The 23,077-nt window shown below is 37.0% G+C and carries 26 protein-coding genes, 1 tRNA gene and 1 pseudogene; 21 read left to right on the plus strand and 7 right to left on the minus strand.

What is annotated here, in order from left to right; translation table 11 throughout:
- Positions 1-290: 290 nt before the first annotated feature.
- Positions 291-363: transfer RNA gene (locus tag KHA93_RS16970), tRNA-Phe, on the minus strand.
- A gap of 541 nt (positions 364-904) precedes the next feature.
- On the opposite strand from KHA93_RS16970, the gene KHA93_RS16975 reads away from it, so the two are divergent.
- Positions 905-1,636 carry a glycosyltransferase family 2 protein gene (locus KHA93_RS16975; protein ID WP_213111820.1) on the plus strand — a complete coding sequence of 244 codons (732 nt, stop codon included), beginning with the start codon at positions 905-907 and terminating at the stop codon, positions 1,634-1,636.
- Positions 1,633-2,319 (plus strand): lysophospholipid acyltransferase family protein, encoded by a 687-nt coding sequence (locus KHA93_RS16980; protein WP_233711209.1) that lies wholly within the window; start codon positions 1,633-1,635, stop codon positions 2,317-2,319. Before KHA93_RS16975 ends, KHA93_RS16980 begins: the two co-directional genes overlap by 4 nt.
- 4 nt (positions 2,320-2,323) lie before the next feature.
- Here the strand turns inward: KHA93_RS16980 and KHA93_RS16985 are convergent, their stop codons facing one another.
- Positions 2,324-3,583 carry an RNA polymerase sigma factor gene (locus KHA93_RS16985; protein ID WP_213111821.1) on the minus strand — a complete coding sequence of 420 codons (1,260 nt, stop codon included), beginning with the start codon at positions 3,581-3,583 and terminating at the stop codon, positions 2,324-2,326.
- Complete coding sequence (locus KHA93_RS16990) at positions 3,580-4,014, minus strand: YciI family protein (protein WP_213111822.1); 435 nt, start codon at positions 4,012-4,014, stop codon at positions 3,580-3,582. Before KHA93_RS16990 ends, KHA93_RS16985 begins: the two co-directional genes overlap by 4 nt.
- 254 nt (positions 4,015-4,268) lie before the next feature.
- Here KHA93_RS16990 and KHA93_RS16995 point away from each other — a divergent pair, with 254 nt between their 5' ends.
- From KHA93_RS16995 to KHA93_RS17005, 3 genes are all read left to right on the plus strand, one after another.
- Complete coding sequence (locus tag KHA93_RS16995; protein WP_213111823.1) at positions 4,269-4,850, plus strand: sugar O-acetyltransferase; 582 nt, start codon at positions 4,269-4,271, stop codon at positions 4,848-4,850.
- A gap of 821 nt (positions 4,851-5,671) precedes the next feature.
- Positions 5,672-5,752, plus strand: a complete 81-nt coding sequence (locus KHA93_RS17000; protein ID WP_213113000.1) for a YjcZ family sporulation protein — start codon at positions 5,672-5,674, stop codon at positions 5,750-5,752.
- A 117-nt stretch (positions 5,753-5,869) separates the two neighbouring features.
- Positions 5,870-6,040: a hypothetical protein gene (locus KHA93_RS17005; protein ID WP_213111824.1), complete on the plus strand. Its 171-nt coding sequence runs from the start codon at positions 5,870-5,872 to the stop codon at positions 6,038-6,040.
- Between the two features lie 394 nt (positions 6,041-6,434).
- Here the strand turns inward: KHA93_RS17005 and KHA93_RS17010 are convergent, their stop codons facing one another.
- A complete protein-coding gene (locus tag KHA93_RS17010) occupies positions 6,435-7,052 on the minus strand; it encodes a TetR/AcrR family transcriptional regulator (protein WP_233711210.1) in 618 nt (205 codons plus the stop codon).
- Positions 7,053-7,226: 174 nt separating this feature from the next.
- Here KHA93_RS17010 and KHA93_RS17015 point away from each other — a divergent pair, with 174 nt between their 5' ends.
- Complete coding sequence (locus KHA93_RS17015; protein ID WP_213111825.1) at positions 7,227-8,408, plus strand: YhgE/Pip domain-containing protein; 1,182 nt, start codon at positions 7,227-7,229, stop codon at positions 8,406-8,408.
- 51 nt (positions 8,409-8,459) lie between these two features.
- The gene (locus KHA93_RS23900) at positions 8,460-8,558 is read left to right on the plus strand and encodes a zinc-binding dehydrogenase (RefSeq protein WP_213111826.1); all 99 of its coding nucleotides are present in this window, start codon (positions 8,460-8,462) and stop codon (positions 8,556-8,558) included.
- 261 nt (positions 8,559-8,819) lie between these two features.
- Here the strand turns inward: KHA93_RS23900 and KHA93_RS17025 are convergent, their stop codons facing one another.
- Entirely contained in the window at positions 8,820-9,455 is a 636-nt protein-coding gene (locus KHA93_RS17025; RefSeq protein ID WP_213111827.1) for a pentapeptide repeat-containing protein, read from the minus strand.
- 298 nt (positions 9,456-9,753) lie between these two features.
- On the opposite strand from KHA93_RS17025, the gene KHA93_RS17030 reads away from it, so the two are divergent.
- Entirely contained in the window at positions 9,754-10,104 is a 351-nt protein-coding gene (locus KHA93_RS17030; RefSeq protein ID WP_213111828.1) for a YciI family protein, read from the plus strand.
- Positions 10,105-10,327: 223 nt separating this feature from the next.
- On the plus strand, positions 10,328-10,816 hold the full coding sequence (locus KHA93_RS17035) for a GNAT family N-acetyltransferase (RefSeq protein ID WP_233711211.1): 489 nt from the start codon (positions 10,328-10,330) through the stop codon (positions 10,814-10,816).
- Positions 10,817-11,008: 192 nt separating this feature from the next.
- Here the strand turns inward: KHA93_RS17035 and KHA93_RS17040 are convergent, their stop codons facing one another.
- On the minus strand, positions 11,009-12,454 hold the full coding sequence (locus KHA93_RS17040) for an RCC1 domain-containing protein (RefSeq protein WP_213111829.1): 1,446 nt from the start codon (positions 12,452-12,454) through the stop codon (positions 11,009-11,011).
- Between the two features lie 216 nt (positions 12,455-12,670).
- Between KHA93_RS17040 and KHA93_RS17045 the strand changes: the two genes are divergently transcribed.
- Both KHA93_RS17045 and KHA93_RS17050 read left to right on the plus strand, forming a co-directional pair.
- A complete protein-coding gene (locus KHA93_RS17045) occupies positions 12,671-13,318 on the plus strand; it encodes an MBL fold metallo-hydrolase (protein WP_233711212.1) in 648 nt (215 codons plus the stop codon).
- Between the two features lie 191 nt (positions 13,319-13,509).
- Positions 13,510-13,869 (plus strand): VOC family protein, encoded by a 360-nt coding sequence (locus tag KHA93_RS17050; RefSeq protein WP_213111830.1) that lies wholly within the window; start codon positions 13,510-13,512, stop codon positions 13,867-13,869.
- Positions 13,870-14,219: 350 nt separating this feature from the next.
- Here KHA93_RS17050 and KHA93_RS17055 read toward each other — a convergent pair whose 3' ends face one another.
- The gene (locus KHA93_RS17055) at positions 14,220-15,113 is read right to left on the minus strand and encodes a LysR family transcriptional regulator (RefSeq protein ID WP_213111831.1); all 894 of its coding nucleotides are present in this window, start codon (positions 15,111-15,113) and stop codon (positions 14,220-14,222) included.
- A gap of 154 nt (positions 15,114-15,267) precedes the next feature.
- Between KHA93_RS17055 and KHA93_RS17060 the strand changes: the two are divergent.
- From KHA93_RS17060 to KHA93_RS17105, 10 genes and pseudogenes are all read left to right on the plus strand, one after another.
- Positions 15,268-15,384 (plus strand): annotated as a pseudogene (locus tag KHA93_RS17060) (oxidoreductase); the annotation flags it as partial.
- Positions 15,385-15,568: 184 nt separating this feature from the next.
- Complete coding sequence (locus tag KHA93_RS17065; protein ID WP_213111832.1) at positions 15,569-16,414, plus strand: SDR family NAD(P)-dependent oxidoreductase; 846 nt, start codon at positions 15,569-15,571, stop codon at positions 16,412-16,414.
- A gap of 104 nt (positions 16,415-16,518) precedes the next feature.
- Positions 16,519-17,688 (plus strand): MFS transporter, encoded by a 1,170-nt coding sequence (locus KHA93_RS17070; protein ID WP_213113003.1) that lies wholly within the window; start codon positions 16,519-16,521, stop codon positions 17,686-17,688.
- A gap of 63 nt (positions 17,689-17,751) precedes the next feature.
- Positions 17,752-18,096 (plus strand): SDR family NAD(P)-dependent oxidoreductase, encoded by a 345-nt coding sequence (locus KHA93_RS17075; RefSeq protein ID WP_213111833.1) that lies wholly within the window; start codon positions 17,752-17,754, stop codon positions 18,094-18,096.
- Positions 18,097-18,421: 325 nt separating this feature from the next.
- Positions 18,422-19,105: a CPBP family intramembrane glutamic endopeptidase gene (locus KHA93_RS17080; RefSeq protein ID WP_213111834.1), complete on the plus strand. Its 684-nt coding sequence runs from the start codon at positions 18,422-18,424 to the stop codon at positions 19,103-19,105.
- A 480-nt stretch (positions 19,106-19,585) separates the two neighbouring features.
- Positions 19,586-20,374, plus strand: a complete 789-nt coding sequence (locus KHA93_RS17085) for a helix-turn-helix domain-containing protein (RefSeq protein ID WP_213111835.1) — start codon at positions 19,586-19,588, stop codon at positions 20,372-20,374.
- A 289-nt stretch (positions 20,375-20,663) separates the two neighbouring features.
- Positions 20,664-21,050: a hypothetical protein gene (locus tag KHA93_RS23345; RefSeq protein ID WP_233711213.1), complete on the plus strand. Its 387-nt coding sequence runs from the start codon at positions 20,664-20,666 to the stop codon at positions 21,048-21,050.
- Between the two features lie 506 nt (positions 21,051-21,556).
- A complete protein-coding gene (locus tag KHA93_RS17095) occupies positions 21,557-22,003 on the plus strand; it encodes a hypothetical protein (protein WP_213111836.1) in 447 nt (148 codons plus the stop codon).
- 2 nt (positions 22,004-22,005) lie between these two features.
- Positions 22,006-22,230: a helix-turn-helix transcriptional regulator gene (locus KHA93_RS17100; protein WP_213111837.1), complete on the plus strand. Its 225-nt coding sequence runs from the start codon at positions 22,006-22,008 to the stop codon at positions 22,228-22,230.
- A gap of 60 nt (positions 22,231-22,290) precedes the next feature.
- The gene (locus KHA93_RS17105) at positions 22,291-23,013 is read left to right on the plus strand and encodes a DUF4386 domain-containing protein (RefSeq protein ID WP_213111838.1); all 723 of its coding nucleotides are present in this window, start codon (positions 22,291-22,293) and stop codon (positions 23,011-23,013) included.
- The last annotated feature ends 64 nt before the right edge of the window (positions 23,014-23,077 follow it).

The following is a 23,077-nucleotide window of genomic DNA, read 5'->3' on the forward strand; positions in this document are numbered from 1 at the left end:
CAGGTATAGAACATATACAAAAACGGCACTAAACCCCTTAAACAACAACGATTTAAACGCTTTCATAGATAAATAACCGAATCTTCCGTCATTTTACATTAAAAAGTAATTTACATTACAAGATTGTTACAACAACACTTTTTTGAGTATGACCACGTGATTTTTTCCATGTTTTGGTGGGTATTTGTTATAACGTTTTCATTTAGAAGGTGCCATATCCATGTACAACACTTCACATGAAAAAAAGCACCACGAGAGGCTACGTCGTCGCAATACTTTTTGTGGGAATGTGGCTCAGGACGGAATCGAACCGCCGACACAAGGATTTTCAGTCCTTTGCTCTACCGACTGAGCTACTGAGCCATGATATGATGTTGTTCCGCTTATGCTTTGTCCGATTGTCCTTCGTCCCCAACTCAGTAAGTTACGCAAGATGCGGCTCCTTGGGGACGGCTGCGTATTTAGCGCAGAGAGGTGTTGCTTCGCTGCTCTACCGACTGAGCTACTGAGCCATGATATGTATTTGTTCTTGTTAGATTGAATCCAATTTTACTTCCTGCTAAGTTACCAGCAGATCGTATTTATCATACCAAACTCTATTAAACGAACGATTAAATACGCGCTTTTTCGATAGGTTGTTACTACAATAAACCCATTTCGTTATTTTTAGAGAATGTAAAATTGATTTTACCATAAACGTTTAGTAGATGACAACATTTTACGACAAAAATTTGTTACTTTCGACATAACTTTTGTACTACTTCTTTATTCCCACTAACGTGATGCTCTCTCATTCTTCTCCTATATTCTAACCTCCTGTCCATTGTCATATGATTGAAATAAGATATGCTGCGGGGAAAAGACCACTTTCTACTATTCTAATCTTTGAAATGGGGATGCAAATATGAACAAATGTGCAATTGTAATACCAGCACTGAACCCAACAGAAGATTTGCTTCCGTATGTACAATCTTTACTAAAAGAAGGCTTCACTCAAATCATTGTGGTTAATGATGGTAGTTATGAGGAGCTGACGCCAATTTTTACGCATATGAGTAGAATTGAAGAATGCAAAGTGTTAACACACCCCATCAATAAAGGAAAAGGACGAGCGTTAAAAACAGCCTTTCATTATCTACTAAAGCATTATCATTCGTTTTCCGGCGTTATTACAGTGGATGCCGATGGGCAACATTCGATTGAAGATGTTTGCAAAATAGCAAAAAAGTTAACTAGTATCGATGAAGGACTCATATTAGGGGTTCGTGATTTTAACGATGCCGATGTTCCTGCTCGAAGTATTCTCGGAAATAGGATTTCAAGCTTTATTTTTCATCTCTTTTTTAGAAGAAAGTTTGAGGATACACAGACAGGTTTAAGGGGCATTCCGAAGAAGGAACTTTTATGGATTGTTCAACTAAAAGGAGAACGTTACGAATATGAAGTCAATATGTTAATCAATGCAGTGAAAAGAAAGACGACGGTATATGAAATCCCCATTCAAACTTTATATTTTGACCATAATGCCAGTTCTCATTTTCAACCTGGAATTGATTCTTGGAGAATTTTAAAAAAACTCATCAGGGGTTTATTCCCTTTAACAGATCAAAAGATAGATAGGTGGAAAAAATCTTGAAATTTTATGGGAGTCTTTTTCTCTTTGTCCGTGCCCTTATCCGTATTTTTTATCGAAAATATTCTGTGTTTTCCCCGAATTCTAGTAAAGGCCCCATCGTTTATATTGCTCATCATCAAAATCTCTTCGGACCCTTTGTCATTCTTCTTTCATTTCCGCATCATTTGCACGCGTGGATCCTTGACGTTTTCATCGATCAGAAAACTTGTTACAAGCAATATGTAGATTATACTTTTACAAAAAGGTTCGGTTGGAATCGCACTATTTCTAAACTTTTAGCTTGGCCGATTTCTTTTGGCATTTCAAAACTATTAAGCTCTGGAAAAGGTATCCCTGTTTATAGGGGTTCGAAAAAGATAATGAACACGATGAACTTAAGTGTAGAAGCTCTACAAAAAGGAGAAAGCATCGTGATTTTCCCAGATATCGATTACCAGGACTCCTCTTCTGAGACGAAGGATTTATACGATGGCTTTCTCTATCTTGAAAAATATTATTATCGTAAAACCAGAAAGCATGTTTGTTTCGTTCCTCTGTATGCGAGTAAAATGAGCCGACTGGTTATTTCGGGGGAGAAAATTTATTTCACTGGTGAGGAAGACTTTCTTTCAGAAAGAAAAGTCGTCCTCCAAAAAATTAAGGACAACCTAAATAAGTTGGCTTCGATATGTGGGGATACTTGACATTTCATATTTCTGATTCACACTCTTCTGCCCGTTTTAGTAAAAGCTCCTTCTCACGAAGATTCCGAGTCATCGACGCAGCCTCCCTAAATTCTGTACGTGCTTCATCAAATCGTCCCAACTTCATAAGAAAATCACCCCGTATACTCGGCAGGAGATGGTATCCCTTTAAAGAAGGCTCAGCACTTAACTCGTCCACTATTTGCAATCCATAGGCTGGGCCAAATGCCATCGAAATCGCAACGGCTCGGTTTAATTCGACGATTGGAGACGGCATAACCATTGATAAAGCTTCGTAAAGTGCGGCAATGCGAGTCCAATTCGTTTCCTCTGCCGTACGTGCCTGTGCATGGCATGCAGAAATGGCAGCCTGTAACGAATATGGGCCAAGTGTTTGTCCAAGCTGTTGACTGCGCTCCAATGCCGCTAATCCACGACGGATATGCAACTGGTCCCACTGTGCCCGGTTTTGATCCATTAGCAATATAGGTTCGCCTGAAGAACTAACTCGGGTTTTAAGACGCGAAGATTGTATCTCCATTAAGGCAACAAGTCCGTGAACTTCTGGTTCATTCGGTATGATTTCAGCGATGATCCTTCCGAGCCTTAAGGCTTCCTGACAAAGCAAAGGACGAGTCCAATCATCCCCGGAAGTGGCCGAATATCCTTCATTGAACATAAGATAAATGACCTGGAGCACTGAAGATAATCGGGTATTTAATTCCTCCCCAATAGGTACTTCAAAAGGAATGTTTGCGGAACGGAGAGTTTTTTTCGCTCTCACAATCCGTTGGGCAATCGTTGATTCAGATGTAAGGACAGAACGGGCAATTTCATCGGTAGTAAGCCCGCATAATAGGCGCAGAGTCAAGGCTACTCTTGCGTCTTGTGAAAGAACTGGATGACATGTCATGAAAATGAGACGAAGGAGATCATCGCCAATCCCCTTGTCTAATGCATCATCTATGTCATCTTCTGTATATAAATTCAAATCGTGTGCTAATTCTGCGTACTTCTGATCACGTAATTTATTCCTGCGTAAAAAATCAATCGCGCGCCTCTTTGCTGTCGTCATCAGCCACGCACCTGGCTTTTCTGGAATACCTGTCTTCGGCCATCGTTCAAGAGCAATGACCAATGCATCGTGGGCTAGATCTTCTGCGAGCCCAACATCCCGCACCATTCGAGTTAACGCCGCAATAAGCTTCGCTGATTCCATCCGCCAGATTGCATCAATCGTTCGCTTCGCATCAGACATGGTCATTTTTGCTTCTGTTCCTCGGACAGTTTTCGAAGTTCTGCTTCCTTCGCAATCGTTTCCGGATTGTCTGTTAGATCCTCTGCTTCGAAAACCTGCCTTAACTCAATCTCCCCTTGTCCAAATCCGTGGGGATCTGGCATACGCAAAGCCCATTCAATCGCTTCTTCCCTAGATTTAACATCAATTAAGTAATAACCGGCGATTAGTTCTTTCGCTTCTGTAAAAGGTCCGTCCACAATTTTTGGACTGCCTCCTGGTTCCGGATAAGAAATTCTAATTCCCTTAGAACTTGGTTGCAAACCATCACCAGCTAACAGTATTCCTGCTTTTACCAATTCCTCATTATATTTCATCATTGCATCAATAAGCTCCTGGTTAGGAAGCACTCCTGCTTCTGAATCTGTCGTTGCTTTTACAATCATCATAAATCTCATTTTTGTTGCCTCCTCATTTTTTTGTGAAGCTTCGTTTTCCGCTTCTATTTTTACAACGATCGGAGATGGTCTAAATCGACAAGAGTATAAATTTTTTTTATTTATTTCTCCCTTCGAAGGAAAAGTTCCTGCAAACAAAACTGGCTTCGCATTTAAATGCAAATAAATTGGAAGGAAACTTCAGGAATGTTACTATGAAAAGCGGAATTTCAAAAGATATGTAGCATAGATATAAAAAGGAGTTTTATTCAATAATGACAGAAAAAGAAAAGGCAAAAGCAGGATTGCTTTATAATAATAATCACGATCCGCAACTCATAAAAGAAAGAACCGAGTGTAAAAAGATTTGTAGAAAATATAATTTTTTGGAAATTGACGACTTTGAAGGTAGGGAAGCTACCATTAGGCAGTTATTTTCTAAGATTGGAAAAGATTTTGTTATGGAACAGCCGGTTTATTGTGACTATGGATATAACATTGAAATAGGTGATAATTTCTTTTCCAATCATAATTTAGTTATTCTTGATGAAGCTAAAGTAACGATAGGTGATTATGTGTTTATTGGACCAGATTGCGGAATATATACTGCAGGACATCCATTAGACGTTGAACGTAGAAATGAAGGGCTTGAGTATGCTTATCCCATTACAATTGGCCATAATGTTTGGATTGGTGGTGGCGTAAAAATTATGCCGGGAGTAACAATTGGAGACAATACCGTTATTGCTTCAGGAAGTATCGTTACAAAAAGCATACCTAGTAATGTACTCGCAGCAGGAGTTCCTTGTAAAGTGATCAGAGAAATAACGGAAGTAGATATAGAAAAGTACAAATAAATTATGAGTTTAACCCTAAATAAAGGATCGATTATCCTCTACTTGTGGTAAAGTATAAATTTGGTATAAACATATCATGGATATTAGAAAACAATGCGACTAGTTACTATTCAGGAAGAATAGTAACTTTTTCAATTTAAGGGACATATCCGAAATGGAGCAATTTGTCTGACCTACATAAGAATTGGATGATCTGGCTTTTGTCTATTTTTTATTAATAACACGCTTTTTTTTGTTTGTTTATCAAGGTAGTTAGTAAGAATACGATCATTCTTTATTCTAAAGCAACTAAGGTCGCTTAATTGCGGATTTGATTATTTAACACAGGAACCCAGTGCAGGGATTAGCTATATAATGTTTTATAAATGGAAAATGAGAAATACTAGTAATGACCCTCTTTATGGCATTTTGCAATCCCTCCTTTTGTCTTGAGGGATTTTTTATGCTTAAAGATAAAAATAACCCCATGGTTTTGGCAATAATGTACATATATGAACGATGTGACTTTTCGTTAGTTTTATCTTAATTGTAAATTCAACCAAGTTAAAAAGAACAATTGCAATATTTAACCTACCACTGAGGAAAACATCCTTTCACACCTTAATTTCCCACTATAAAACTCCCTATACCAATACCTATTATACTGAAGACACTTTTATACAATTGGTTACATTAATTTGAGTTAAAAACCTATTAGACGAGTGACGATTTTTGTCTCATTTTGCTCATTTGTCCATTTCGCTTAAGTAAATTTACATACTGTATATAAAGGGATTGTATTTATAGTATCCCTAGTTCTTTCAACGGAGGTGCAATGTATAATGGGAACTTCATTTGCGTTGATCGTTGTATTGTTCATATTGCTCATCATTGTAGGTACTGCTTTTATGACAGGCTACTAATATGAGCGGAACAAAGGGCAGTTTTAGTTAACTGCCCTTTGTCAAATTAGCACTGAAATGAAAGGAGGCTGGAGTACATGCCATTTTTTGGATTTGAACGAAGAGAACCTTTTTTTCGTGAAGAATTTAGAAGAAGACGTTTTTTCCCCTTTGAAAGAAGAAGACGTTTTCCCTTCGAAGTTGAAATCGAACTCGAAAGAAGAAGACGCTTTGAATTTGAAAGAAGAAGACGTAGATTCTTTTAAGCAATTAGTATATGTAGTAAACATTCTGCCATCAAAGGATTAACCTTTTTCTCGCCTGGTTAAGACATCCCGCTTCATGCGGATATTATTATTAAACGATGATTATGGAGTCTACTGCAGTGTTTAAGAAAATAATGTTTTAAAAAAATAAAAAATGAAATACTAGTAATGACCCTCTTTATAGCATTATGCACCCCCTCCTATTGGTAGGAGGGATTTTTTTGTAGGGGAAAATATATGACTTGTACATTACACAAATATTGGATGTACTTATTCTTCATGATAGGGCCAGATTGTTTAAAAACAATTTTAAAACAAATTGGATATTGTAAAGGTTTATACTTTAACTATTTGGCAGTCTATCCAAATAATGGAATAAATTAATAAAGGGACTGTTCCTGCTTTTCTAGGGTACTGCCCCTTCTTCCTTGACGGCTTTATTTTTTCAATCCAGCTGCAAAGAAAGGTCCATTAATTGTTATCGTTGATAAAATTTGAGCCATTTCTTGAGGAGATTCTTTCCTCCCGCTATTCAACCATTGCTGAATGACCCCTATATGAGCTGATGCGATATAAGAAGTTAAATATTGTCCTGGAACAAGCAAATTTTCCTGCTTAATAAGTGAGTTTGGATTGTTTTCAAATAGCGTTTTCCACATAAAGTCTTTCAGTTTTGTTTGGAAAGATAAATCTCCTTTTGGACTTAACACCGCTTTCATAAACCCACTATTTTCATCTAGGTATTCGAAAATTGAAACAATAAAGGTAAATGGTTTTACTGGAGTAGAGTTAGTTCCCAGTTCTGCAATAACATCTGGGAAGCTCGGTTTTACAATGTTGAACATTCCTTGCATAATTTCTTCCTGACATTTGGTCATTAAATCAAATTTGTCCTGATAGTGAGCATAAAAAGTTCCCCTGTTTATTTTTGCTTTATTTGTAATATCTTTAACCGTGATTGCTTCAAAGCCTTTTTCCTCCATTAATTCTACTAATGCATTTCGGATCGCATCTTTTGTACGAATCACCCGCAAATCCATGTTTTTATCCCGCAAGGTATTTCCTCCTTAATTTTATCCAACACATTTATTAAAGGTGTATGATAACCAACATATATGCGATTTTTGATTGTTGTATATGACTTCATCTGAACATATACTTTAAATAAATATAAATAAACAACACGTTGTTCATTATTATAACTCAAATCAAAGGAGGAATAAATTGAAATGTTAAAAAGCAAACTTGTCCTTTTATCACCAATCATTGCGCTGGCAGTTATATTTATTTTTTCACTAACCTTATTTCCATCGGTCCAACCTCAACCGAAAAATTTACCGATCGCAATTGTAAATGAGGATCAAGGAGTAGAGATTCCAAATCAACCAAAAATGAATATGGGGCAAACCATTGTTGACATGATACAAAAGTCATCAAAAACGGATAAAGATCCTGCTGTTAAATGGGTGGAAGTAAAAAATAAAGAGGCAGTCCAAAAAGGTTTAGATAATCAAAAATATTATGCGACATTAGTGATTCCCGAAGATTTTAGTGCCAAGCAAGCATCATTACAGACACCAGAGCCTTCTTTACCTGAAGTACAAATATATATTAATCAGGGAATGAATATGGCGGCATCAACCGCGGCGGGCCAAATATTGAATGGAGTAGTTGACAATATGAACAATAATGTTCGTACTCAACTGCTAAAAGGATTTGAATCACAAGGTAAAACTTTGACAGTTGAACAGGCTTCAAGTTTAGTAACGCCAATTACAAAGAAAGTTACAAATGTAAATGAGGTTGGAAAAAATAGTGCAAACGGTAACTCTCCTGTTTCCTTATTCCAACCACTATGGATGGCAAGCTTAGCTAGTGCGGCAATAATCTTCATGGCCGTTAGCAAAACGCCGATCAGCAATAGAAAAGAAAACCTTGCGGCAAAGTTAGGACAAATTTTAATAGGTGCTGTTGCAGCACTTGTAATTGGATTTGGCCTTACCTGGATAGCGGATGGAATGGTAGGATTGAATATCCCAGATTTCATGGATACAGCTTTATTTTTAACCATTACTTCCTTTACTTTCTTCCTAATGATTTCGGCTGTACTTTCATTAGTAGGGTTTAAGGGTATCGTTGTCTTCGTCTTAATGCTATTCTTCGGTGCACCTTTATTAGCATTGGCACCTGAAATGATGTCTCCATTTTACCAAGATTGGATTTACTCTTGGCTGCCAATGCGATTTATGATAGAAGGTCTACGGAAATTATTCTTCTTTGGGGAAGGATTGACCTGGAATACTCCTGTTTCTATCCTTGTTTGGATTGGGTTAGTAAGCATGTTGATCATACTAGGTACTGCTTTAAAACCTAATTCAGTAAAGGAACAAGTTACCGAAGTAAACATTTGAATAAATAAGTAGAGTATAAAGCCGTTTCCTAATAAAGGAACGGCTTTTCTTGTGAAATATGAAAAGTGCTTTTCTTTAAATGAAATTGTAAAAGCTCATAGGCACATTGAAAGTGGACGGACAAAGGGGAAGGTTGTTCTTAAAATCTAGTAAATATATTTATGGATCATATCTATTAATAAAACAGTCTCATAAAAAAAAAAGTTAAATTAAAATGGATGCAATTTCAGAACGGTCAAAGAGCTGAATATTATCGGATTTCGGCTCTTTATTCTTGTGTAAAAAGGTCAGATTAAATTATTAAGAGATGGTGAATTTCAACGCTAATGCAAAAAAGAAGGCATTCAAATATGTTTGTTCAGAACGTCTTCTTTCTCGTTTGGCACTATTTATTCTATGTACCCCAAAAAGCTAATCTTTAATGATTAACCCCATTAGGGTTGCAAACTGAACAGCTTGATGTGTGGATACTTTACATCCTTTTAAATCGTTTATTGAAACCGTAAGTGTCTCAAAAGTAGAAGAACTAATATCTATTCCTTTTAGTGAAGTTTCTTCAAAGTTTGCTCCATTAAGATTACATAATTCGAATTCCACTTTTTTTAGTTTACAGTTATAAAAATCTGCACTTTCTAATGAAACATTTTTAAATATCACTTTTTCAAGCTTTGAATTTCCGAATATAGCCAAGTTTATTATCGAGTTCTCGAAAGTAACATTACCAATATAAGATTCAGGAATGTTACTACCAAGTAATTTACAGTTAATAAATTCGACTCTATGAATGGAAGATTTACTCAGATTCACATTTGATAAATCACAATTATCAAATCTGACATCTGTAAGATCAATATTACTAAAATCTGTATTGGTGAACTTGCAATTCTTTATGACCGCGTTATATAGTCGTACTCTGTCTACAGCCTCATTGGTAAAATCAGAGTCGGTGATTTCACACATTTCAAGTATTGGATCCTCTTCATAAAAAATATCATGAAAATTCCTCGCCGTTAACTCCAGCGATATTCTTGGAGTATCAATTTTCATTTTATATCCTTCTTTCAGTTAATTAGTTAGCTAACTAGTAATTAAAGTGTATCATACACATAGTTAACTACTGTTATTTATGAAGTGTTTTGATTGCTTTGACTCAATATTCCTTAAAAAACTAAACAATCAGATAATATTCACCGGTATCATTAGGGTGAAAGTACAATTTGAGAAGTGTGGGGGTTATGTTTTTAAAAATTTTTATCAATGTGTCGATTTTGAAGATACCGGTTCGTTGTATTTATAAAGAGGTCAATTAGGGGATTAACCTCTAAAAAAGAAGGAGGAAATTTTTATGCTGTTTATGTTGATTGTCAAAGCCTCGAAGAATTCGGAAGGCGCAAATCTCCCGAACCCAGAGCTCATGGAAGCCATGGATAAGTACAATGAGGAATTAGTTAAGGCAGGCGTCCGGGTTATGGCTAAAGGACTTCATCCAAGTTCAAATGGGATTCGCATTTCGTTTCCGAAACCAGGGGAAAAGCCAGTGGTTACGGATGGCCCATTTACGGAATCGAAAGAATTGATTGCCGGGTTCATACTGATTGATGTGGAATCGAGAGAAGAAGCCATCGAGTGGGCCATGCGGATGCCGGACCCGCAAGGACATGGGGAAGGTCAGATTGAATTGCGTCAAGTATTTTAGGCACTGGAGCTGACCGAGGATCTTTTGAGCAAGAACTGAAGCTAAATATTGGTTGGCGGCCCTTGTTTCTTATTCCACTAGCGGGGGCAAGAGTTAAAGAGCAGAGCTGTCATTTTGGCAGCTTTTCTTTTTGAGCTAACGGGTCAGAAGAGCTGAATAGCAAAATTTTCCTAAAAAGATATTTTTGGGTGCTGTCTACCTTAAATAATCGGAGGATAAATAATTGATTAAACTTATTTCAGTGTCTTATGAAAGTAAACATATTCTGGAGAATATGTTTCAGTTTTATCTTTATGATTTTAGCGAACTTACACAGGAAGATATAAATAGACACGGATTATATGATGTAGATTTAGAGTATTTTTGGCAAGATCCTCGATGGAATCCCTTTTTTATAAATCACGATGGTAAAATTATAGGTTTTTTAGTTGTCTTATTTGAAAATTATGATGTTGCCCCTGACCCAACTCATGTTATTTATGATTTCATGATTCTTAGGAAATATAGAAGGAATGGATTGGGGAAAGAAGCGGCAATAAAAGTATTTAATCTTTACAAGGCAAATTGGAAAGTTGCTCAGATGGCTTTAAATGAACCTGCCATACAATTTTGGCGAAATATAATTAAAGAATACACGAATGATTCATATACTGAGATATATAGACAAGACTTAAAAAAGTACATCCAATCTTTTTGTACCAAAGATTTATGAAACCCTTAAATGGTTAATGTTCAACTAAAAGGGTAGCTTCTATTGAATATCAAAGATCCGATCCACCTATATGAAAAGTGGATTTTTTATTTTGCCGAATGTATGAATTTGGTTTTACCTATCTGTATAAGCAAAAAGAAACCTACAATCTATATGTGTTGTAGGTTTAACTATTTGTTAATGATAGTTAGTTTAAGTGGTTTGAAAATATTTATATGGACGATTCCTTTTACTTTCTTTTTTATCACCTAATTGTCCGTGGTCATTACTCCCCCACAACCATACGCTACCATCCTTCTTCATTGCGATAGCGTGCTTTGTCCCAGCCGCAATATGAATGACATCATTCAATTCGGGAATTTCTCTTGCTTCACATTTGTTTTCGTAGGTACTGTCTCCAAGTTGACCGTAATTATTTGATCCCCATGCCCAAACTGTGCCATTTTTCCTCAGAGCTAATGTAAATGCACCACCAGCTGTGATTGCTTTTATATCGGTTAATCCAGAAACCATTCTTGGTTCACATGAACACCCGTTTACAAACTTTCCATCTCCCAATTGACCTTCATTATTGTACCCCCATGTCCAAACTGTACCATCATCTTTTAAAGCTGCACCGTGCGAACCTCCTGCAGCAATTGCAACTATTTGATCAATAGTTTTCACACGCACAGGAATCGGACTTTGATCCTTTATTGGAAACTCGCTGGTCGAATCTCCAAAACCGCCCCATCTCCAAACAGTGCCATCACCTTTTAAGGCTAATGAGTGGAAGAAACCTGCAGCCACTTCTTTAACACCTGCCAAATTCTCAACAATTAAAGGAGACTTACTCTCATTGTATGATCCATTTCCAAGTTGACCATACCAATTTGGACCCCATGTCCATACCCTCCCATCGCCTTTTAATGCTAACGTATGAAACACACCTGCTGAAACAGAAACAACATGATCTAGACCCTCTATTTTGATGGGTACAGTAACATAGTCTTCGTTAGCATTTATTCCAAGTTGACCGTGGTCATTACTCCCCCATCCCCAAACAGTACCATCGTTTTTTATAGCAAATGAATGATAATGCCCAGATGCAGCTGCTACTGTCTTTACATTTGACAGAAGAGGAACAAGGGGCTTTTCAGATCCAACTGAGCATTCTTCCTGACCAAAATTCCCCCATCCCCAAACAGTACCATCAGCTTTGACTGCCAAGGTATGTTCGAATCCTCCTGCAGCGTACTTTTTCTTGCTTTCTTCGATGTCTGTAATATCAAAACCTTCGAACATATCTTTCGGATTCATTTTCATCCCTCCATTTATGGATTCAATCGTTTTATATACCGTGTTGATGATATCTTCCAGGCGTTTTTTCTTTTGGAGAAGAACATCTAAATGGACTTCTAACGCCCGTTTGCGATCAAAATCTGAATGGTCTAGATTTTTTTGGATTTCCTTTAGTGAAAACCCCATTTCTTTGAAAAACAATATTTGCTGTAATCTCTCCAACTCGTAATCTGTGTAAAGACGATATCCTGCTTGGTTAACCGATTCAGGTGAAAGGAGACCGATTTTATCATAATGATGGAGTGTAGCAATACTCACACCTACAAATTCGGCAACTTCTTTTACTTTGTATTTCATACCATCATCACCTCTATATATAATTATAGATTCTCATGTAACATGAGGGTCAATAAAAGTAAGGAAATCTTTTTAAGATAAAGGGTGATTAATCGAAGAAGGATTAACGTTTTTTTTGTTGAAGTTATTAAGCTAACGGGCAGCTTAGTTGAACAAGGTATTAACAAAGGATAGAACGAATATCCCTTAATAACTGTAGAGTATAGGGGGAATAAAATGAAAACGTATCTCGAAGAAATAGCGAAAGATGTGTATGCTTTTTTAGTGTGGGATGATTCTTGGGACTCATATAATAACTGCTACTGGTTGCTCGAAGACAATGATATTTTACTTATTGACTCAGGAAAAGAAGAACATTCTCGCTTCCTGTTCTCGGCTTTAAATGGTAAAGGGATTTCTAATAGTGATGTAACTCACTTTATTGCCACACACGGTCATAAGGACCATATTGGAGGAATTCAATACTTAGGAGAAGTAGACGGATTTATTCATAATAACGATTTAGAGTTGATTCCTAAAAATCTTAGACACAAACTAAAGATGAATCTCCCAGATCATGGTTTAACTGCTGGTAATTTAAAATGTGTCCTCCTTGGACACCATACAAAAGGTTCTGTTTTACTATATCATCGTGAAAGCAAAGCGTTATTTTGTGGAGACCATATTTGCTTCTTTGCAGAACCTTTAAATGGTAATAAAGTTGTAGATACAGGTACCCTTGAAAGAGAAAAGTTTCAACAGTTTGTGTCTGATTGGTCTCAAAACGAAGAAATGAAAAGACAACATAATTTTAATTTATTTATCGAAGGTTTAAAGGCTGTAACAAATTTGATGCTGAATATTTATGTACGGGACACGGCGTGATCTTAAAAGGAAATATAAATAGATTTATTTCGGATTTACTCGAATTTGAATAGTAAACCAAAGATTCCTTATTCAACTAATGGTGCTTGAGTTTAGCAAAAAGTTATAGCGGCAGCTCTTTATCTTGTTACAATAAAGGACAGATCGTTTAACAATAAAATCTTTTTTATATCTAATAGGAGGTCATGATTATGAAAATTAAAGGATTCGGTGGGGTTTTTTGGAGAACAAAAGATGTTGTTTCATTAAAAAATTGGTATAAAGAAACTCTAGGCATATCGATGGGAGAGTGGAATGGTACTATCATCAAGCCCGACGCTGACAACGAAACAATCTTTTCTTTGTTTCAAGAAAGTAATGATTATTTTCCAGAAGAACAATCTGTGATGCTCAATTTTCAAGTAGAAAATATCGAAGCTTGGATGGAGCATTTCAACAGAATTGGTATACCACTTCTAAAAGAACCTGAAAGTAGCGAGTTTGGAACATTTATTTGGATTTCAGATCCAGAAGGGAGATGGATTGAAATTTGGGAGAGGAATTCAAAATAAATTGTGCAATGGAAAGATAAATTTTACTTACTATTCTCAAAAAGGAGAATAGCTCTTTCTTATTGAAGTAAAGAGGAAGTTAGTTCAAGTGAAAATATCCACAATGTTAATTATATATTAAATAGAAAAAGGAGAATGCACCTTGTGTTTAAACTAGGTGTATTCTCTTTTTTCCTATTAACGCATCTTGCAACAGATGTTGGTTAATCTTACTACGTCAGGAGCAGAGGCTGCCGTCAAGTTGGCAGTAACCGATTTGGACGCATTGATGTGCAGGTCAACAATCCAGGTAACCTATGGTGGCTTCTACGAAGAATACATTATTCATAATATGTTTACGAGATTATCCTCTACATCGAAAATTTCGCCTGAATTTCTTTTGAAAACATATCAGCAGCTGCAGAAAAAACCTTATGCTTTTTCCAAACAATATTTAAGCCAGATTCAAGTCTTGGCTCTAACGGTCTAAAACAAAGATTACTGTCACTAGACGTATTCACTATTTTATCAAGGGTTATCGCATAACCAATGCCCTCCTCAACCATAATGGCAGCATTGTATGCAAGATTGTATGTAGTTACGACGTTTAATTTATCAAAATCTTCACCAAACCAATCCGCAAATTCATTTTTAGAAAATGTCTGTTTAATAGCCTGTCGTGAACAGATTAGCGGAACATTTAATAAATCTACTGCTTGAATGGCATCTTTGAAAGAAAGAGGACTGTCTTTCCTCATAACAACACCCCAAACATCTTTGGCTGGGATGTTCATATAATTGTACTTTGATAAATCAGCTGGTTCAATTAATATACCAAAGTCAAGCAATCCCATGTCCAGTCGTTCCGTCACATCGTCTTCGTTTCCGCTGTAGAGGTGATACCGTATATTGGGATAACTTAATTGTAAATCTTTTACTACCCGTGCAATCTGCTTCATGGCGTCCGTCTCCCCACCACCTATGTAAACATCCCCACGTATTGTTTCTTCCATGGAACTGAATTCTGCCTCTAATTTATCAACCATATCAACGATTTCTTCTGCTCTCTTTCGTAGGAGCAATCCTTCATCTGTGAGAATGATACTGTGACTACTGCGAATAAATAGTTTTTTCCCTAACTCTTGTTCAAGGTCTTTTAATTGTCTTGACAAGGTTGGCTGTGTAACATGCAAAAAATTAGCAGCACCTGTGATGCTTCCTTCTCTTGCAACAGTAAGAAAATATCGCAAAACTCTAATTTCCATCTCATAACTCCTCCTTTATTATGTTTTAGTTTATACATTTCAGAAATGCCCTTCAAGCATATCTCAATATAAGATATAAGTATTAGATATATACAAAAAGCATAGCTAGAATAAATAACAAAGGGCAAAAAAACAGTAAAAAAAGCGTTTTTATATGTCTATTATTCAAGATAAAGCTGTTGAAATTATGGGTGCATCAAGTGGAATTGGTGAAGCAACTACGAAGAAACTTGCACAAGAAGGAGCAAAACCAGTCATTGCGGCTCATCGATAAGATCGCTGGAGTCATGCCACATTCACCTTTTAAGAAGGGCATCTTTAGAATTTGAAACATGCCAAATTTCGAAGACAGAACACTTCATGGAACAGTTTCGGTTTTTTAAAATTGACTAATGATTATTGTGACTAAAGGAGTCTTTTCCAAGTTTAGAAAAAGAAACCAGGAGGAAATAAATATGACTGAAAATAAGAAAGTTTGGTTTATTACGGGCGCCGGGCGCGGGATGGGTGTTGACTTCGCGAAGGCGATTCTGGCTACTGGTAATCAAGTCGTTGCGACAGGCCGAAATACAGACAGAGTTGCAAAAGCCCTTGGCGATGACGAAAACCTGCTGGTCGTAAAACTGGATGTCACTAGCCCGGCTGATGCCGAGGCAGCTGTCAAAGCTGCGGTTGACAAGTTCGGAAAGATCGACATACTCGTCAATAACGCCGCGAACTTCTATGGGGGTTACTTTGAGGAGCTGACCCTGGACCAAATAGAGTCGCAACTGAGGACGGCACTTATCGGACCAATGAACGTTACCCGAGCAGTTTTGCCTGTAATGCGCAAGCAGCGTTCCGGTCACATCATCTCGATTTCTTCAGGCGCTGGCATTTCTGGATTCGAGTTTAATACCGCTTACGCCGCGTCTAAGTTCGGTATCGAGGGATGGATGGAGTCGTTGCAGCCCGAGGTGTCGCCGTTCGGCATCCATACTACCATTATCAACCCAGGGATGTTCCGCACCGAGCTCCTCACGAAGAAGTCGGCGACCTACGCAAATCCTTCGATCGAGGACTACTCCGACCGCAGAGCAATTAATCAAGATGCGTATAATGCCCAGAATGGCAAGCAAGCCGGCGACCCAGCCAAGCTCGCCAAGGCACTGATTAAGATCTCAAATGAAGAGCGGCCACCACGTCGCTTTATCGCCGGCGCTGACGCCGTTGGCATCGCAGAGCAAAAGATTGCTGACCTCCAAGCGCAGATAAATGCCTATCGAGACCTTTCGACTTCCCTCGCTTGCAAGGATGCATAAGCTGTTAGACGAAAGTTAACTGAATTCAATTTGAAGAACCTTTTAAATAAAATGCCCCCTATTGTTTTTTGGGGGGTATTTTATTGAAGATCGGAGTTGTTTTTTTGACTAAACGAAATAATTTATTGATTTTCATATTAACTATAGGAGTATTCGGTATCTTAAATACCGAAATGGGGGTTATTGGCATCCTGCCTTCCATTGCTGATCACTTTCAAGTCAGTGTATCAAAAGCTGGAATGCTGGTGAGTCTTTTTGCCCTTGCTGTTGCTGTATCCGGTCCAACTATGCCGTTATTATTTTCGGGCATCAACCGGAAAAAGGTTATGTTACTGGTACTGGGTGTTTTCGTTTTGGGGAACATCGTATCCATATTTACATCTAACTTTACCATTCTATTAATTGCTCGTATCATTCCAGCCTTTTTTCATCCAATTTATTGTTCTTTGGCATTTTCGGTAGCTGCTGCTTCAGTAAGTAAAGAAGAAGCTCCAAAAGCTGTTTCCAAAGTATTCATTGGAGTATCTGCCGGTATTGTGATCGGTGTGCCTGTCTCAAGCTTAATTGCTAGTGCAGTTTCTTTACAAATGGCGATGGTATTCTTTGCTCTTGTAAATGCTCTAGCATTCATTGCTACATTACTATTTGTACCATCTATGCCGGTTGAGGAAAGACTTTCTTACGGGGCTCAATTATCGGTATTGAAAAAATCAATTACTTGGCTTTCCATTGTGACTGTCATTTTATTAAATTCTGCCATATTTGGAGTTTATAGTTATCTTGCTGATTATCTGAAAACAGTTACGAATATGCCTTCGTATTCTATTAGTTTAATGTTATTCATCTACGGTGGGGCCAATATTATTGGAAATATTGTGGCAGGGAATTTATTAACCAAAAATGCGAACAAATCTGTCATATCTTATCCTTTTGTATTGGGGGCAGTGTATATCATCTTATTTTTCACAGGACAGTTTTCCATACCTATGGCGATCATTACTTTAACTTGGGGAATATTGGCTGGTATTGGGGGTAATATCGCTCAGTATTGGATTATGTCTGCAGCTCCCGAAACTCCTGATTTCGCTAATGGATTATTTCTAACATCCGCTAACTTAGGAACAACGTTTGGTGCAGCTCTAGGCGGGTTATTCATATCAGAAATAGGTACACAATACGTCGTATTGGTTGGAATCCTATCATTGATACTAAGTTTGTTAACTATTTTACTAAGAAATTATATGTATAGTCCTACAAAACAACTCTCCGCATAAGGAGTATCCCTTTTAGGATTTTTATATGCCACTCAATCAAAGAACGAGAAATGGAGGAGTAAAATGACACACGATAAACAAGTTGCGCTTGTAACTGGCGGGAATCGAGGAATTGGGAATGAGCTGGTCAAACAATTGGCTTTGAAAGGTTTTAAGGTGATTTTGGCAAGTCGGGATCCAGAGATGGGTTATGAATCTGTGCAAAAACTTATGGAGTCAAATCTTGACGTTTCTTTTGTAGAAATGGATGTAGATAATCAAGAAAGCATCAGTCAAGCCACAATTACAATAAATGAGCGATATAGAAGATTAGATGTATTGATTAATAATGCAGGCGTGCATTTAGAAAAGAATGAAAAGTTATTGGCAATGGACCCTTATATTCTGGAGAAAACAATAATTCATTGAAAATTTGAAGCGGAAAACCTCAAAATATAATGTTCCATTTTATGACCGTAAAAGGGCGATTTCTTCAATAGGAAGGTCGCCATTTTTGTTAAATCCAACAGTTTGATTGCACTTAAACTAAAGGGGCTGAGTTTTAATAAAGAGTTGCTGCAGCGACTCTTTTTCTTATTCCACTAACAGTCAGTTTGTTTAATAGGATCTTAATTATTTTTGCAAGTATTGGGGAATAGTGCACTCTATCAATTTTTAACATATTTACACTAATTTGTAAGGTTTATCTTGTATACTAAAGCAGTATAAAAGTCTGGATCCAAAGGAGAACAATATGACTAAAGTGAGTAAGTGGAAAGCACTCTTAACACCCATTACCCCTGATATTTATTCAAGGAATGATATTTTGGCTGGTACAGCAATCACTAGCTGTGCAATGATTGGTATTTTTGTAGCAAGTATAATTTTGGGATTAGTAGAGATAACAAATATCGGCTTTCATCTAAAAACCTTTGTTTACTATACAGGACTCACATTACTATCATCAGGCTATGAAGAATTATTATTCAGATGTATCTTATTAACTATTCTCGTAAAGGTATTCAAAAAACCATGGTTCGCAATACTTATTACATCTATGTACTTTGGCTATGTGCATCTTGATAATGACCATGCCACCCTATTATCTGCTTTCAGCAATGGCTTAGGCGGGGTTATGTATGGACTAGCTTTTATCTATACACGTAAAATTTGGCTTCCTTGGGCACTACATTTCGCTTGGAATTATGTACAAGCACCAATTTTAGGTTTCCCTCTTAGCGGATTTAAAGTAGAAGGAATTTTAAGATTAAAACTTTTAGATCACTCCTGGCTTTCCGGTGGATTATATGGTCCAGAAGGTGGAATCGTAGGGATAGCTTTTCGTTTCATCGTTATCATGCTTATTGTTTTATGGATTAGAAAGTCTCGTGGTGGTTTAAAACACAACATCATTCAGCCTTATCATACACAAGGTTAATTTTTAAGTAACACTATATGGCATGAAATTACCGAGGAGAATTTAGCAATTATCTAATAACCATCGATTTATACAAGCTAATAATTACAAAATTATTTAATTAGAGCCTGAAATATAAAGAGAGCAATTTTTGATTGGTTCAATTGTGAAGAATTGTACTAAAAGTAACAGAGGCTTTTGTTTTTCAATAAGATTTTGCATATTTCCAGCTTTCAAATAACATACTGCCATTTTTAAATTTCCAAATACAATTTTAGCTTATTTAGGGTACAGGTTAAAAAATTACCTTTTATTTTTAACTAGATATTTTAACTAGATTACGCTCCCTTAATTCAAGATATAGGCAGACGTTAAGTTTAATAGAAAATACTCTATATAACATAGTTGCAACCGTAAATTGACAAAGTGCAACTGCCAGAATATAGAATGTAAAGCAATGTTTTAATACAATTTAACTATTCAGAGAAAGGAGTTCATATTATGACATTTAGTGAAAAACTTTTTAAACTAAGAAAAGAAAATGGCTTATCCCAAGAAGCCTTAGCTGAGAAATTAAACACTACAAGGCAGGCCGTTAGTAAATGGGAAAATGGTCAAGGTTTTCCAGAAACTGAAAAACTTCTAATGCTTGGAAATATTTTTGAAGTGTCAATTGATTACCTACTAAAAGATACCGTTGAAAGTAAAGAAAATGAAAAAGGATATTATGTAAGCAAAGAAATGGCAGAAGGGTATCTTCTATCACAACGGAAAATGTCAAAATATTTTTCCCTGGGATTTAGTCTTCTTATTTTATCCACTTTACCTTATTTCATTTTTAAACAAGATCCAATCATTTATACCATCCTCATTAGTATGATTGCTGTTCTTGGGATTGGAGCGATTGCAGCAGGTTTTATAGAAGAAGATCGATATACAATACTTAAGAAAGAAGCTTTAATATTTGATCAACATTATCTTAAAGAGTTGAAAGCTAGATACGAAGATATTAAGAAAAAGTATATTGCCATAATGGTAGTTGGGGTATGTTCTATTGTAGTTGGTGGGATATCCTTTTTATTAGTAAAAAAAGAATTTGTGGCTCCAGATGTTTTAATGCCTTACTATCCAATCCTAATTGCTTTCATTGCCGTTGGTGTCTACATTTTAATACGTACGTTAGCAATAGTAGATGCATATAGAATATTAGTGAAAAATGAGGAACATATTAAACGTTTAAGTAATAGTATTTTTAAAAGAGTCAACAAGAAATTAGATAACTTTTTATAGTAGTTAATGATAGGAACATCTAAGTTCACAGTTTTTGTGAAGTAATACACTTAAACTATCGGGGGCGTTAATCGGAGAAGGATTAACGCTTTTTTTGTTGAAGTTATTAAGCTAAAGAGCAGGTTAGTTTAACAAGAAGACAATAAATCGTTGACTGTTGCTAATTGTCTTTGTGAACACTAGTACAATGAGAGTTATGACTACACACTTACAAATAGGCAAATATCTATTCCTCTTTGAACATGGACACATACACTAATTTTGAAACAATTTGAGGAGGAGATAAAAAATGGAAAGGCAATTCTTTGGAGGCGGAATGGGTATGGGCGGCTACCCTGGCATGGGTATGGGTGGTTACCCTGGCATGGGTATGGGTGGTTACCCTGGCATGGGTATGGGCGGTTACCCTGGCATGGGTATGGGTGGTTACCCTGGCATGGGTATGGGCGGTTACCCTGGCATGGGTATGGGTGGTTACCCTGGCATGGGTATGGGCGGTTACCCTGGCATGGGTATGGGCGGTTACCCTGGCATGGGTATGGGTGGTTCACCTGGCATGGGTATGGGTGGTTCACCTGGCATGGGTATGGGTGGTTCACCTGGCATGGGTATGGGTGGTTCACCTGGCATGGGTATGGGTGGATCCCCTAGAATGGATGTACCAGGAATGCTATAACCTCGATTTACAATACTTTAGTGATATCAAAATATAGATGACATTAGTAAGGTTAACCCTAACGTCAACGTTTTTCCCTTAGGGCTTTTAATTTCATCTACTGTAAGAAAAAACATAAGCGGAACCCCCTGATAACGTATTAGTAAGTGACTAGGTAGAAAATAGAAAAAGAATGAAGGCCAATACAAAGCGTTTTCTTTAAGGTTGCTTATCAATATAAGGAACTGCTTAATGAACTTACGAGTGCCTTAGTTCATTATGGATTCCGGTAGATAATAAACTAATGATCGCTGCGGTGGTCTTTTTTTTTTGAGCTAGTGTTTCAGGTTTGTGGAGTAAGTTAGGGTATCTTCATTTCGTTACGTCAACAATAATGCTGGTACATTGCTTATTATGAGATGTCCGGATTTTTTTGTAATTTATACTTTACATCATGTAAAGTTTATATTACATTATGTATAACACACTTTACAAAATGTAATTAGAAAATACAAGGGGGGGAAACCATGACCTATCAAGTAAAGAAAAGCATCGTATCATTGATCAGTGCCATACTCATTTTCGGATGTTACTGCTTTTACATGTACCCGCAACACCCCGAGGGTGGGCTGGAGTCGCTGGAAACCTTTCGTTATTGGGGCTTTTTCGTCCTCATGCTAACTTTGTTTTCAATAGTAGCCCACATCATTATCAGCATTGTTTTTAACATCATATTTAGAATTACGACTGGAGAAAAAGAACCATCATTTGCGGATGAACTTGATAAGTTAATTGAATTGAAAGCGAACCGAAATTCTTTTTTTGTTTTTATCATCGGCTTTGTACTTGCAATGGGATCGCTGGTTATCTATCAGCCGTCACAGGTGATGTTCATTATCCTGATTTTTTCAGGGTTCATTTCCGATGTGATTGGATCCATTACAAAACTTTATCACTATCGGAAAGGAGTCTAATAATGGGCAAAAATCTTGTCGGCAATCATATCAGAAGATTACGATTCGACCATAATGAAATGACCCAGCAGCAATTGGCTGACAAGGTAGGCGTAACAAGACAAACCATCGTGGCTCTCGAAAAGGGAAACTATTCCCCGTCACTAGAACTCGCTTTTCGCATTGCTCTTGCTTTCAACTTACCGTTGGAAGAAGTATTCTTCTATGGGGACAACACAAAGAAATAAGAACTATGATGTTTTTTTGCTTTACCGTTTTTGAATTTATTAAGAGAAGGGGATAAAAAAATGAATTCAAATAAAAAAGCAGCAAAAATTGTGGGATCACTTTTTATACTTGCATCTGTTACGGCGGTAATTGGTCTATACTTATACAATCCTATCCTAAATGGTCCCGACTACCTGATTAATGGTTCAGAACACGCCAACCAAGTGATAACTGGAGCGTTGATGGAGTTAATTCTCGTCGTTTCAGTGGTTGGTACAGCAACTATACTGTTTCCATTTTTAAGAAAGTACAATGAAACGATTGCTCTTTGGCATGTTTGTTTCAGGTTTCTTGAAGCGATTATCATTACGATTGGTGTAATAAGCGTGCTATCCCTATTAACATTAAGTCGGGAATATGTAGCAGCTGGTGCTCCGGATATCGCCTCGTTCCAAGCTTCAGGCGTTTTGTTAAAAGCGACACATGACTGGACATTTTTGCTTGGTCCCAATTTCATGCTGGGTATCAATACGATGATGTATAGTTATATATTTTTTAAATCAAAGCTCGTACCTAGATTTATAGCTATCTTGGGTATGGCAGGGGCAACTCTTATTTTTTTGGCAGCATTGTTAGAAATGTTTGGAGTCATTCAACAAATTTCGGTTTGGGGTGCTATACTGGCGCTGCCAGTAGCAGCTAATGAAATGATTTTAGCAGTATGGCTCATCTTTAAAGGATTCAATGAATCTGCACTTGCTACCATATCTACAAAAAAGAAAACGTTTGGAAGCTCCACTTGAGATAATGCGTTCCGAAACAATAAAAACAGACTTAATGTCATTCAAATAAGTCGGAATGAATTTT

The organism is Lederbergia citrisecunda (genome assembly GCF_018343695.1).
GTDB lineage: Bacteria > Bacillota > Bacilli > Bacillales > Bacillaceae_C > Lederbergia > Lederbergia citrisecunda.

What these genes read in the sequence shown, in the direction of transcription:
- KHA93_RS16975 (WP_213111820.1), top strand. Translation starts at nt 905, where the DNA reads ATGAACAAATGTGCAATTGTAATACCAGCACTGAACCCAACAGAAGAT.
- KHA93_RS16985 (WP_213111821.1), bottom strand. Translation starts at nt 3,583, where the DNA reads ATGACCATGTCTGATGCGAAGCGAACGATTGATGCAATCTGGCGGATG.
- KHA93_RS16990 (WP_213111822.1), bottom strand. Translation starts at nt 4,014, where the DNA reads ATGAGATTTATGATGATTGTAAAAGCAACGACAGATTCAGAAGCAGGA.
- KHA93_RS16995 (WP_213111823.1), top strand. Translation starts at nt 4,269, where the DNA reads ATGACAGAAAAAGAAAAGGCAAAAGCAGGATTGCTTTATAATAATAAT.
- KHA93_RS17000 (WP_213113000.1), top strand. Translation starts at nt 5,672, where the DNA reads ATGGGAACTTCATTTGCGTTGATCGTTGTATTGTTCATATTGCTCATC.
- KHA93_RS17015 (WP_213111825.1), top strand. Translation starts at nt 7,227, where the DNA reads ATGTTAAAAAGCAAACTTGTCCTTTTATCACCAATCATTGCGCTGGCA.
- KHA93_RS17025 (WP_213111827.1), bottom strand. Translation starts at nt 9,455, where the DNA reads ATGAAAATTGATACTCCAAGAATATCGCTGGAGTTAACGGCGAGGAAT.
- KHA93_RS17030 (WP_213111828.1), top strand. Translation starts at nt 9,754, where the DNA reads ATGCTGTTTATGTTGATTGTCAAAGCCTCGAAGAATTCGGAAGGCGCA.
- KHA93_RS17040 (WP_213111829.1), bottom strand. Translation starts at nt 12,454, where the DNA reads ATGAAATACAAAGTAAAAGAAGTTGCCGAATTTGTAGGTGTGAGTATT.
- KHA93_RS17045 (WP_233711212.1), top strand. Translation starts at nt 12,671, where the DNA reads ATGAAAACGTATCTCGAAGAAATAGCGAAAGATGTGTATGCTTTTTTA.
- KHA93_RS17050 (WP_213111830.1), top strand. Translation starts at nt 13,510, where the DNA reads ATGAAAATTAAAGGATTCGGTGGGGTTTTTTGGAGAACAAAAGATGTT.
- KHA93_RS17055 (WP_213111831.1), bottom strand. Translation starts at nt 15,113, where the DNA reads ATGGAAATTAGAGTTTTGCGATATTTTCTTACTGTTGCAAGAGAAGGA.
- KHA93_RS17065 (WP_213111832.1), top strand. Translation starts at nt 15,569, where the DNA reads ATGACTGAAAATAAGAAAGTTTGGTTTATTACGGGCGCCGGGCGCGGG.
- KHA93_RS17075 (WP_213111833.1), top strand. Translation starts at nt 17,752, where the DNA reads ATGACACACGATAAACAAGTTGCGCTTGTAACTGGCGGGAATCGAGGA.
- KHA93_RS17080 (WP_213111834.1), top strand. Translation starts at nt 18,422, where the DNA reads ATGACTAAAGTGAGTAAGTGGAAAGCACTCTTAACACCCATTACCCCT.
- KHA93_RS17085 (WP_213111835.1), top strand. Translation starts at nt 19,586, where the DNA reads ATGACATTTAGTGAAAAACTTTTTAAACTAAGAAAAGAAAATGGCTTA.
- KHA93_RS23345 (WP_233711213.1), top strand. Translation starts at nt 20,664, where the DNA reads ATGGAAAGGCAATTCTTTGGAGGCGGAATGGGTATGGGCGGCTACCCT.
- KHA93_RS17095 (WP_213111836.1), top strand. Translation starts at nt 21,557, where the DNA reads ATGACCTATCAAGTAAAGAAAAGCATCGTATCATTGATCAGTGCCATA.
- KHA93_RS17100 (WP_213111837.1), top strand. Translation starts at nt 22,006, where the DNA reads ATGGGCAAAAATCTTGTCGGCAATCATATCAGAAGATTACGATTCGAC.
- KHA93_RS17105 (WP_213111838.1), top strand. Translation starts at nt 22,291, where the DNA reads ATGAATTCAAATAAAAAAGCAGCAAAAATTGTGGGATCACTTTTTATA.